This is a genomic window from Pseudomonas sp. GW531-T4, assembly GCF_017349615.1.
In the GTDB taxonomy this organism is placed as follows: domain Bacteria; phylum Pseudomonadota; class Gammaproteobacteria; order Pseudomonadales; family Pseudomonadaceae; genus Aquipseudomonas; species Aquipseudomonas chlororaphis_I.
Genome location: NZ_JACMZT010000003.1, coordinates 250501 through 262338, shown reverse-complemented (window position 1 = coordinate 262338; position 11838 = coordinate 250501). Strand labels below are relative to the sequence as shown.

Genomic DNA, 11838 nt, shown 5'->3' with positions numbered 1-11838 from the left:
GCGACAAAAAATGCCTCATCCCCCGCAACACTCATGTTGGTCCTCTCAGCTGTCACCGCTGCGCGACAGTGCTAAGGTTCGGCCCTAGCTTTTGCATTTTCCAAGGAAGCCCTTATGCCGGACGCCACGTCCCTCAGCGCTGGTTTTATGGTGGTTCACGGTAACCGCCTGGACGAGTTGCGCAGCCTGGTGGTCAGCTGGATGCGGCGTTATCCCTTGGCGCCGCTGGAGAATGAGATCGCCCTGGTCCAGAGCAACGGCATTGCCCAATGGCTGAAGCTGGCATTGGCTGAGGATCCCGAGGAAGACGACATGGGCGGCTGCGGCATCGCCGCCGCCATCGACGTGCAACTTCCCGGCAGTTTCATGTGGCAGCTCTATCGCATGGTGCTGGGACGCGATGAAATCCCGCCCAAATCCCTGCTGGATAAAGCCCCGCTGACCTGGCGCCTGATGCGACTCTTGCCCGAGCTGATCGATCAGCCGCACTTCGAACCGCTACGACGTTTCCTTACTCACGACACGGATCTGCGCAAGCGCTATCAGTTGGCCGAGCGCCTGGCTGACCTGTTCGACCAATATCAGGTTTATCGCGCCGACTGGCTGGAAGACTGGGCAGCAGGACGTCACCAACTACGCAGTGCTCGAGGCGAGCCCAAGGCCCTGACCCCCGCCAATTGCTGGCAGGCCGAACTGTGGCGTGCGTTGTTGCTGGATGTGGGGGAAGAGGGTATGGCGCAGAGTCGCGCCGGCGTTCACCAACGTTTCATCGAACGTATTCTCAACCTGGAAAAGGCGCCACAAGGGTTGCCCTCGCGAGTGATCGTTTTCGGGATTTCCTCCCTGCCGGCACAAGCCCTTGAAGCCCTGGCTGGATTGGCCCGCTTCAGTCAGGTTTTGTTGTGTGTGCACAACCCCTGTCGTCACCATTGGGCAGATATCGTCGCCGACAAGGACCTGTTGCGCCATCAATACAAACGTCAGGCGCGCAAGGCGGGAATGCCCGCGGTGCTAGACCCACAGACCCTGCATCAGCATGCCCATCCGCTGCTCGCCGCCTGGGGTAAACAGGGTCGTGACTACATCAACCTGCTCGACAGCTACGACGATCCCAACAGCTATCGCTCAGCCTTTCGCGACGGTCGTATCGACCTGTTCAGCGAGAGCCAGCCGCAGACCCTGCTGAACCAGCTGCAGGACGATATTCTCGAATTACGCCCGTTGGAGGAGACTCGCCAATTATGGCCGGCGATCGATCTGCAACAGGACAAGTCGATCCGTTTTCACATTGCCCACAGTGCCCAGCGCGAAGTGGAAATTCTCCACGACCAACTGCTCGCGCGCTTCAGTGAGGACCCCGAATTACGTCCGCGAGATGTGATCGTGATGGTCCCGGACATCGACAGTTACGCGCCGCATATTCGCGCGGTCTTCGGTCAGCTGGAGCGTGACGATCGGCGTTTCATTCCATTCACCCTGACAGACCAGGGCCAGCGTGGCCGCGACCCATTGCTGATTGCCGTGGAGCATCTGCTCAAGCTGCCGGACAGCCGTTTCCCCGTCAGCGAAATCCTCGACCTGCTGGATGTCCCGGCATTACGCGCACGCTTTGCTGTGGATGAGGCCGATCTGCCGACCTTGCATCGCTGGATCGAAGGTGCCGGCATCCGCTGGGGCATGAACGCCGAACAACGGGCCGACCTGGGACTGCCGGAAGAACTGGAGCAGAACAGCTGGCGTTTCGGCCTGCGCCGCATGTTGCTGGGCTACGCCGTGGGACGCTCCGATGCCTGTGAGGGAATCGAGCCTTACGATGAAATCGGTGGCCTGGACGCGGCACTGATCGGGCCGCTGGTGGCCTTGCTCGATGCACTGGAGACGGCGTATCAGAACCTCACCTTGCCGGCTTCGCCGCCGCAGTGGGGCGAGCGCCTGCAAGCCCTCACACAGCAGTTCTTCCTGGCCAGTACCGAGCATGACGACTACCTGCTGAGCCAACTCGAAGACTTGCGCGAAACCTGGCTGGAAACCTGCGAGTCGGTCGGCCTGTGCGATGAGCTGCCGCTGACCGTGGTCCGCGAGGCCTGGCTGGCCGGCCTGGACCAGGGGCGTTTGTCCCAGCGCTTCCTGGCCGGTGCGGTGAACTTCTGCACGCTGATGCCGATGCGCGCGATTCCATTCAAGCTGGTATGCCTGCTGGGGATGAACGACGGCGACTACCCACGGGCACAACCGCCGCTGGACTTCGACCTGATGGGCAGCGACTACCGCCCCGGCGACCGTTCGCGGCGTGAAGACGACCGTTACCTGTTGCTGGAGGCGCTGCTTTCGGCGCGGGATCAGCTGTATGTCAGTTGGGTCGGTCGCAGCATTCGCGACAACAGCGAACGCCCGGCTTCGGTGCTGATCGGCCAGTTGCGCGATCACCTGGCCAGTGGCTGGAAGCTGGCGAATGACCAGGACGACCTGCTCCACGCCATGACCCAGGAGCATCCGTTGCAACCTTTCAGTGCCCGCTATTTCCATGAGGGCGATGGACTGTTCAGTTATGCCCGTGAGTGGCAGCTGTTGCACCAGACCCAAGCGTCTCCTCAAGCGCTCGAGCCTCTGGCGCCCTATGTCCAGGAAGAGCCTTTAAGCCTGGGGCAATTGCAGGACTTCCTGCGCAACCCGGTGCGGCACTTCTTCAGCCAGCGCCTCAAGGTGTTCTTCGAGGCGGCCGACGCGCCCTTGGCCGACGAAGAGCCTTTTGTGCTCGACGCGTTGCAACGCTACAGCCTGAGCGACAGCCTGCTGGAGGCGGCGTTGAACAGTGCCGATGATCCGGACCAGGCCTTGCAGGCCCAGGCGCAGCGGCTACAGGCCAGTGGCTTGCTGCCCATGGCCGGTTTTGGCGAGAGCCTGCAAAGAGAACTGATCGAGCCCTTGCCGGATCTGCTGATGCGCTATCGGCAATTGCTGGAGCTATGGCCAACCCCCGTCACCAGCGCCTTGCCGATTACCCTGGAACTCAATGAGGTGAAACTCGAAGGCTGGTTGAGCGGCCTGCACCAACGCAGCGATGGTGGGTTGCTGTCGGTCACCACCATCCCCAACAGCATTGGCTCACTCAAGACCCGCAAGTGGCACCGCTTGACTCGTCCCTGGGTCAATCACCTGGTGGCCTGTGCCAGTGGTTATGTCTTGACCACCGCGCTGGTGGCCAGCGACGACACCTTATTGCTGTCACCTCTGGACCGCGAATCGGCGCTGCAAAGCTTGGGCGATCTGTTGCTGGCCTGGCAGGCGGGCATGTGCCAGCCGCTGCCGGTAGCCGTGAAAACCGCTTTTGCCTGGCTGGGCCAGAGCGACCCGGGCAAGGCCGAAGCCGCGGCGCGCAAAGCTTATGAAGGCGACGGCCAGACCAGCGATGGCGAGCGTCGGGAAAGCCCGGCCCTGGCGCGCCAGTACCCGGACTACAACGCGTTGATCGCCGATGAAACCTTCAGCGGCTGGGTTGAGGCGCTGTACCGCCCACTGTTGCAGGCGCCCTGGCGCTCCGCGGCCAATGGGGAGGCAGACGCATGACCCGGCAAGCACCTTTGGCCCTGGCGTTCCCGCTACGGGGCAGCCAACTGATCGAAGCCAGCGCCGGTACTGGCAAGACTTTTACCATCTCGGCGCTCTACCTGCGCCTGGTGCTGGGACACGGCGGCGAACTGGCCGGGTTCGGTCGTGAGTTGCTGCCACCGCAGATTCTGGTGGTGACCTTCACCGACGCGGCGACCAAGGAGCTGCGTGAACGGATTCGCACCCGCCTGGCTGAAGCTGCGCGCTTCTTCCGCGAGGAAACCACCGCGCCCGACGCGCTGATTGCCGAGTTGCGCGATCAGTTCGCCGCCGAGCAATGGCCGGGTTGCGCCAGCCGCCTGGATATCGCCGCGCAATGGATGGACGAGGCGGCGGTCTCGACCATCCACAGTTGGTGCCAGCGCATGTTGCGCGAGCACGCGTTCGACAGCGGCAGCCTGTTTACCCAGACCCTGGAAACCGACCACGGCGATCTTCTGGGTGAAGTGCTGCGCGATTACTGGCGCCTGTTTTGCTACCCGATGCAGGGCGATGCACTGAACTGGGTACGGGCCAACTGGGGTGGACCCGCGGCCTTGCTGCCAAGGGTGCGTGCGCTGTTTGGCAGCGAGCGTGAAGTGGATCAGGAGCAGACTCCGGCTCAACTGATCGAAGCTTGTCTTTTGGAACGACGCGCCGCCCTGGTGCAGCTCAAGGCACCCTGGCTGCAATGGGCCGCGCAGCTGCGGGAGATCTGCTTGCAGGGCGTCGCCAGCAAGGCGGTCGATGGCCGCAAGATGCAGGCGCGTTACTTCGAGCCCTGGTTCGAAAAGATCACCGCCTGGGCCGAAGACGAGGCCATAGAGCAACTGGATATCGGCACCGGCTTCAGCCGTCTGACCCCCGAAGGCATGGCCGAGGCCTGGAAGGGCGATGCGCCGGATCATCCCGCACTGGAGGCCATGGTCGGGCTCAAGGCCGCGCTCGATGCCTTGCCGAGCCCCGACGCCGCGGTGTTGCAACACGCCGCGCGCTGGGTCGGTGCGCGTTTCGAAGAGGAAAAACGCCGGCGGGCCGAGATGGGCTTCGACGACATGCTGCTGCGCCTCGACGCCGCGTTGCAGGCCGAGGGTGGCGAGCGGCTGGCGACGCTGATTCGCGAGCAGTTCCCGGTAGCCCTGATCGACGAATTCCAGGACACCGACCCGGTGCAGTACCGGATCTTCGAAAGCATCTACCGCATCGAGGACAACAATCCCGAGACCGGTCTGTTCCTGATCGGCGACCCCAAGCAGGCGATCTACGCCTTCCGCGGCGCGGACATTTACACCTACCTGCGCGCTCGCCAGGCCACCAGCGGCCGCTTGCATACCCTGGGCACCAACTTCCGTTCCAGCCATGCCATGGTCAAGGCGGTGAACCACGTATTCGAGCGTGCCGAATCCCGTGAGCAAGGGCGCGGCGCGTTCCTGTTCCGGGAGAAAAACGGAGAGAACCCGGTGCCGTTCCTGTCGGTGGCATCCCAGGGGCGCAAAGAGCAGTTACAGAGAGAAGGGCAGGTGGTGCCGGCGCTGAATATCTGGCACCTGCCCACGGAGCAAGCCATTTCCGGTGCGCTGTACCGGCAGCAACTGGCGGCGGCCTGTGCCAGCGAAATTGTCGCCTTGCTCAACGGCGGACAGCAGGCCAGCGCCGGCTTCGTCCGCGACGGCCAGCCCTTCACGGGACTGCTGCCGGCGGACATTGCCATTCTGGTCCGCGATGGCAAGGAGGCTCAGGCCGTGCGTGGTGAGCTGGCTGCGCGCGGAGTGCGCAGCGTGTACCTGTCGGACAAGGACTCGGTATTCGCCGCCCAGGAAGCCCACGACCTGCTGGCCTGGCTCAAGGCCTGTGCCGAGCCGGATATCGAGCGCCCGCTGCGCGCCGCACTGGCCTCCATCACCCTGAACCTGCCGCTGGTGGAGCTGGAGCGCCTGAACCAGGACGAATTGGCCTGGGAAAGCCGGGTCATGCAGTTCCGCGGTTATCGCCTGATCTGGCGCACCCAGGGCGTGCTGCCGATGCTGCGACGCCTGCTGCATGACTTCCAGTTGCCCCAGGCGTTGATCGCCCGTAGCGATGGCGAACGGGTGCTGACCAACCTGCTGCACTTGTCCGAACTGTTGCAGCAGGCGGCTGCCGAACTGGATGGCGAACAAGCGCTGATCCGCCATCTGGCCGAGCACCTGGCCCTGTCCGGGCAGGCTGGCGAAGAACAGATCCTGCGTCTGGAAAGCGACGAACAGCTGGTCAAGGTGGTGACCATCCACAAGTCCAAGGGCCTGGAGTACCCGCTGGTGTTCCTGCCATTTATCTGTTCGGCCAAGCCGGTGGATGGCAGTCGCCTGCCGCTGCATTACCACGACGAATCGGGCAAGGCCCAGGTGACTCTGCGACCGACCCCGGAGCTGATCGCCCAGGCCGACGACGAGCGTCTGGCCGAGGACCTGCGCCTGCTCTACGTGGCTCTGACCCGTGCCCAGCATGCCTGCTGGCTGGGTGTCGCCGACCTCAAGCGCGGCAACCACAACAGCTCGGTATTGCACCTTTCTGCCTTGGGTTACCTGTTGGGCGGCGGTGCGCTGTTGAACGAGTCCAGTGGCCTGGCGCGCTGGCTGCAAGACCTGCAGCAAGGCTGCGAGGCCATGAGTGTCGGGGAAATGCCCAGCGCCACCGACAGCCGTTTCCATCCGCCACGCAACGACGCCACCCTGTTGGCGCCCCTGGCTCCCAAGCGGCGCGCCGCGGAAAACTGGTGGATCGCTTCCTATAGTGCCCTGCGCATCAGTGACAGCCTGGGCGCCGGCAATACCGAGGCGCCGGAAAGCCCGCAGGCGCAGAAACTCTTCGACGACGAACGCCTCGACCCCGATGCCCCACGTGAAGTCGTGGCCAGCGGCGCGGATATCCATCGTTTCCCCCGTGGACCGAACCCCGGGACCTTCCTCCATGGCCTGCTGGAGTGGGCCGGTGACGAGGGGTTTGTCGCCGACCCCGTTGCCATCGAGGATGCCATCGGCCGGCGCTGTAATCGCCGCGGTTGGGAAGGCTGGATTCGGACCCTGGGCGATTGGTTGCGGCACCTGTTGCAACTGCCTTTGCCTGCCGGGGCGGGGCGGCCACCGGTGGTGCTCGCGCAGTTGAGCCAATACCGGGTCGAGATGGAATTCTGGTTCGCCAGCCACAAGGTCGACGTGCTCAAGCTCGACGAACTGGTGCGCCAGTACACCCATCAAGGCGTGCCGCGGGTGACCGCCGAACCGGTCCTGCTCAACGGCATGTTCAAGGGCTTTATCGACCTGACCTTCGAGCATGAAGGGCGCTATTACGTGGCCGACTACAAATCCAACTGGCTGGGCGTGGATGACGCCGCCTATACCGAGCAGGCCATGGAACAATCGATTCTCGACAACCGTTACGACCTGCAATACGTCCTGTACCTGCTGGCCCTGCATCGCCAGTTGCGCGCACGTCTGGCGGACTACGATTACGACCGGCACATGGGCGGCGCCCTGTATCTGTTCTTGCGCGGCACGGGCTCGGCCAGCCGCGGCGTGTTTTTCACCCGGCCACCCCGTGAGCTGATCGAGCGCCTGGACCGCTTGTTCCAGGGCAAACCTGAGCAGCCCAGGGCCGAGCCGGCGTGGGAACAGGGAGTATTGCTGTGATCGAGGATCTGCTGACGCCGCTGGAACCCCAGCCCCAGTCCGACCTGGCGCCCCTGGTTCGGTCTGCCGATCTGCTGCTGTTGCTCGACCGTTGGGTCGAGCGCGGCTGGCTGCGCGCCCTGGACAAGGCTTTTGTAGGCTTCCTGCATGAACTGGAGCCGCAAGGCGATCCGCTGGTGCTGATGGCCGCTGCCTTGACCAGCCATCAACTGGGCCACGGTCATGTCTGCCTGGATCTGTTCGAAACCCTCAAAGAGCCGGATTTCGCCCTGTCCCTGCCGCCGGAAGGCGATCTGCAAAGCACCGCGGCGGTGCTGCCGTCGCAGGTGCTGGCGACGCTGGACGGGGCGCATTGGTGCAAGGCCCTGGCGGCCAGTCGCCTGGTGGCGCTGGCGGCCGACCAGAGCGAGCAGGCCCGCCAGCGGCCTTTGGTGTTGTCGGGCAAACGCCTGTATCTGCGTCGCTACTGGGCCTATGAGCGGCGCATCGACAATGCCTTGCGCCAGCGCCTGGCGGTGCAGGAGGAAACCCCCGAGGACCTGGCCGAGCGCTTGGGCGGCCTGTTCGGGGCGGCCAGGGCGACGGGGCCGGTCGACTGGCAGAAACTCGCCTGTGCGCTGGCCACCCGTGGCGCTTTCAGCATCATTACCGGCGGGCCGGGAACCGGTAAAACCACGACCGTGGTGCGCCTGCTGGCCTTGCTCCAGGCGCCGGCTGTCGAAGCCGGCAAGCCTTTGCGTATCCGCCTTGCGGCGCCCACCGGCAAGGCGGCGACGCGTCTGACCGAATCCATCAGCCTGCAAGTGCGTTCCCTGTCGGTGGATGACAGCGTGCGCGAGAAGATCCCCAGCGACGTGACCACGGTGCACCGGCTGCTGGGCAATCGTCCGGGCACCCGGCACTTCCGCCATCACGCCGGCAACCGCTTGCCGCTGGATGTGCTGGTGGTCGACGAAGCCTCGATGATCGACCTGGAGATGATGGCCAATCTGCTCGATGCGTTGCCGGTGCACGCGCGCCTGGTGTTGCTCGGCGACAAGGATCAATTGGCCTCGGTGGAAGCCGGTGCGGTGCTTGGCGATCTGTGCCGCGATGCCGAGGCCGGCTGGTACAGCCCGCAGACCCGCAACTGGCTAGAGGCCGTCAGCGGCGAACAATTGGCGGACAGCGGTCTGCAGGAAGATAACGCCGGTACTCACCCGCTGGCCCAACAGGTGGTGATGCTGCGTCACTCCCGGCGTTTCGGCGAAGGCAGCGGTATCGGCCAGTTGGCACGCTGGGTCAACCAGCAGCAGGCCGAGGAAGCGCGCCGCCTGTTGGCCGCCCGCAGCCACGCCGACCTGTATGGCTTGAGCCTCAAGGGCGAACAGGATCGCGCCCTGGAGCGCTTGCTGCTGGAGGGCCACGGTGACGGGCCGCAGGGTTACCGGCATTACCTGAGCCTGCTGCGCGGCCAGCGCCCGCCTGCCGATACCGCGCTGGAAGATCCGCGCTGGACCGCCTGGGCCCGCGATGTGCTGCAGGCCTTCGACCAGTTCCAGTTGCTCTGCGCGGTGCGCAAGGGGCCTTGGGGTGTCGAGGGCTTGAACCAGCGGATCACCGCCGCCCTGTTCAAGGCGCGGCTGATCGAGAGCGATCAGCAGTGGTACGAAGGTCGTCCGGTGCTGATGACCCGCAACGATTACGGCCTGGGCCTGATGAACGGCGATATCGGCATTGCCTTGAAGCTGCCCGAGCACGAAGGCGCGCAGGACGGGCGGCGGGTGCTGCGGGTGGCCTTCCCGCGCAATGACGGCCAGGGAGGCGTGCGTTTCGTGCTGCCGAGCCGGCTCAACGATGTGGAAACCGTGTACGCCATGACCGTGCACAAATCCCAGGGCTCGGAATTCGCCCACACCGCGCTGATCCTGCCCGAGGCGCTGAACCCGGTGCTGACCAAGGAGCTGATCTACACCGGCATCACCCGGGCCAAGGACTGGTTCAGCCTGATCGAGCCGCGGGCCGGGGTGTTCGAGGAGGCGGTGCGGCGCAAGGTCAAGCGCCTGAGCGGGTTGATGCTCGATCTGGGTTGAGCGCCGAGTCGCTGGCGCTCAGCACACGATCAGAGCGCCGCGGCCAGCGTCGTTGCGCTGGGCTGCTCGAGCCCCATGAAGCGCCTGACCCGCTCTCCGGCTTCTTCTTCGCGGATCGCCCGCGGGCTGGCGTCCAGCTGGATATTGCCGCCCTCCATAAAGATCACTCGATCGGAAATCGACAGGGCGAAGTCCATCTCGTGGGTGACGATCAACATGGTCATGCCTTCTCTGGCCAGGTCGCGAATCACATTCAACACATCGCCCACCAGCTCCGGGTCGAGGGCCGAAGTCGGCTCGTCGAAGAGCATGATCTGCGGCTCCATCGCCAGGGCCCGGGCAATCGCCACGCGCTGCTGCTGGCCGCCGGACAGCTGGTGCGGGTACTTGTGGGCGTGGGCCAGCAGGCCGACCTTGTCCAGCAAGGCGTAGGCCTGCTGTTCGCTCAAGGCCTTGCTGCTGCCGTGGTAACGCGGCGCCAGGCAGATGTTGTCGAGGATGCAGCGATGGGGGAACAGATTGAAGTTCTGGAAGACCATGCCAATGTGTCGCACGCCCTCGCGCACCTGTGGGCTGTTGAGGTTGTCGCCGGCGCTGATGAAGCTGTTGCCGAACAGCACGATCTCGCCCTGGTCGATGCGCTCCAGGCCGTTGATGGTACGGATCAGCGAGGTCTTGCCCGAGCCGGACGGACCGATGATGGAAATCACCTGGCCGCTGGCGACGTTCAGGTCGACGCCCTTGAGCACCTGATGATCGCCGTAGCGCTTGTGGATGTTTTGCAGCTGCAGGGCCGGGGCGCTGCCGGCCACCGCTGTTGGACGCGGGCGGGCGTGCAGCGGTTGCGCCTGCTGCCGGAGCCGCTGGGTGCCGGCGTCGTCCAGGGTTTGCGGCGTGCGCAGGTTCAGGTCCAGGTGGCGTTCCAGGCGCTGCAGCAGCCAGGCGAACAGGGTGACGATCAGCACGTAGTACACCGCCACCGCGGCCAGGGTCTCCATCACCAGGAAGTTCTGCGCATACAGGCGCTGGCCGACGGTGAGCAGTTCGGTCAGGGAGATCACCGAGATCAGCGAGGTCAGCTTGACCACGGTGATGTACTCGTTGATCAGGGTCGGCAAGGAAATGCGGAAGGCCTGGGGGATGACGATCAGCCGTTGCAGGCCGACCAGGCCGATCCCCAACGCACGACCGGCTTCCTTCTGCCCCTTGGCCACCGAGATCAGCCCGCCGCGGTGGATTTCCGCCATGTACGCCGCTTCGGTCACCACCAGGGCGAACAGCCCCGAGTAGAAGGGGTTGGACAGCACCGAGCCGGTGGCCGGAAACAGCTGGGGCAGGTTGTAGACGAAGACCACCAGCACCAGCAGCGGGATGCTGCGAAAGAACCAGATGTACAGCGCTGCCGGGGTTCTGAGCCAGGCGGCGCTGGAGAGTTTGGCCGACGCCAGGAGAAAGCCCAGCAGCATGCCGATGAACCAGGCCAGGGCGCTGAGCTGGACCACGGTGACGCAGGCGTGCCAGAAGCTGGGCAGGGAAAACAGGGAGAAGAAGTAGGACCAGTCGAATTGCATAAACACCTCAGGCGGCTTCGGATCGCAGGCATCAGGACGGGCGTCGTGCGCTCGATCAGGGGCCGGTCACGGGCGCATCCATGCGCCGCAGTGGCTTGTCAGTCAGTCACGGGTTCGAGGTTGTATTTGCCGAGGATTGCGGCATATTCGCCGTTCCTGCGGCTCTCGGCGAAGGCTTCCTGCAGCGCCTTGTAGGTGGCGTCGTTGCCTTTCTTGACGAAGATGCCGAGGGTCTGCTGATAGATCAGGTGCTGGCTGGTGACGACCACCCGGCCCTTGGTGCGTTCGGCGATCATCTTCGCCGCCCCGGCGATTTCCACCTGGGCCTGGATGTTCTTCGACAGCAGGGCCTGGGTCACTTCAGGTGCCGAGGGGTATTCGCTGACGCTGATCGCGCCCTTGTTGTTCGGCACGCAGTAGTCGCTGGAGAGCTTCTGCAACTGGCCGACCCAGGTGGTGCCCTGTTCCAGGCCGACTTTCAGGCCGCACAGGTCTTCAGGGGTTTGCGGATTCAGGCCGCTGTCCTTGGACGCCATGATCGCCGCGCCGGTTTTCGCATAGGCGATGGTCATGGCCTGGGTCTGCCGCTCCGGGGTGATGTACATGCCGGAAATGATCGCGTCGTAGCGACCGGCATTGAGGCCAAGAATCAGGCTGGGGAACTTGGTGTCGACGAACTCGGCCTTGGCGTTCAGATGCCTGGCCAGGGCGTGGGCCAGTTCCGGGTCGGAGCCGACCACGTTCTTCTCGCTGTCATAGGACTCGAACGGCGGGTAGGTGATTTCCATGCCGATCTTCAACTGGCCGGGTGTCGCGGTCGAGGCCAGGCCGGCAGTGGCGCACAACAGGCCGGCGGTGAGCAGGGTCAGGCGAGCAACGTTGTTTTTGTTAAGCATCGTGGGTCTCTCCAGGGGATGGAAGCACAGGGCGAAAGGGGTG

5 protein-coding genes are annotated in these 11838 nt (G+C 64.4%); 3 read left to right on the top strand and 2 right to left on the bottom strand.

From position 1 onward, the window contains the following. Positions 1-114: 114 nt before the first annotated feature. Genes recC through recD form a run of 3 tightly spaced genes read left to right on the top strand, consistent with a single transcriptional unit; the run spans position 115 to position 9328 of the window. Positions 115-3567 carry an exodeoxyribonuclease V subunit gamma gene (gene recC, locus J4D28_RS04050; RefSeq protein ID WP_103330633.1) on the top strand — a complete coding sequence of 1151 codons (3453 nt, stop codon included), beginning with the start codon at positions 115-117 and terminating at the stop codon, positions 3565-3567. Further along, the gene (gene recB / locus J4D28_RS04045; RefSeq protein ID WP_041990000.1) at positions 3564-7256 is read left to right on the top strand and encodes an exodeoxyribonuclease V subunit beta; all 3693 of its coding nucleotides are present in this window, start codon (positions 3564-3566) and stop codon (positions 7254-7256) included. Before recC ends, recB begins: the two co-directional genes overlap by 4 nt. Continuing rightward, positions 7253-9328: an exodeoxyribonuclease V subunit alpha gene (gene recD / locus J4D28_RS04040; protein ID WP_103330632.1), complete on the top strand. Its 2076-nt coding sequence runs from the start codon at positions 7253-7255 to the stop codon at positions 9326-9328. The genes recB and recD overlap by 4 nt, the downstream gene beginning before the upstream one ends. A 29-nt stretch (positions 9329-9357) precedes the next feature. Here the strand turns inward: recD and J4D28_RS04035 are convergent, their stop codons facing one another. Together J4D28_RS04035 and J4D28_RS04030 are read right to left on the bottom strand one after the other, a co-directional pair. Beyond that, positions 9358-10899: an amino acid ABC transporter permease/ATP-binding protein gene (locus J4D28_RS04035; protein WP_103330631.1), complete on the bottom strand. Its 1542-nt coding sequence runs from the start codon at positions 10897-10899 to the stop codon at positions 9358-9360. A 98-nt stretch (positions 10900-10997) separates the two neighbouring features. Continuing rightward, positions 10998-11795 carry an ABC transporter substrate-binding protein gene (locus J4D28_RS04030; RefSeq protein WP_016704199.1) on the bottom strand — a complete coding sequence of 266 codons (798 nt, stop codon included), beginning with the start codon at positions 11793-11795 and terminating at the stop codon, positions 10998-11000. Between the last annotated feature and the right edge of the window lie 43 nt (positions 11796-11838).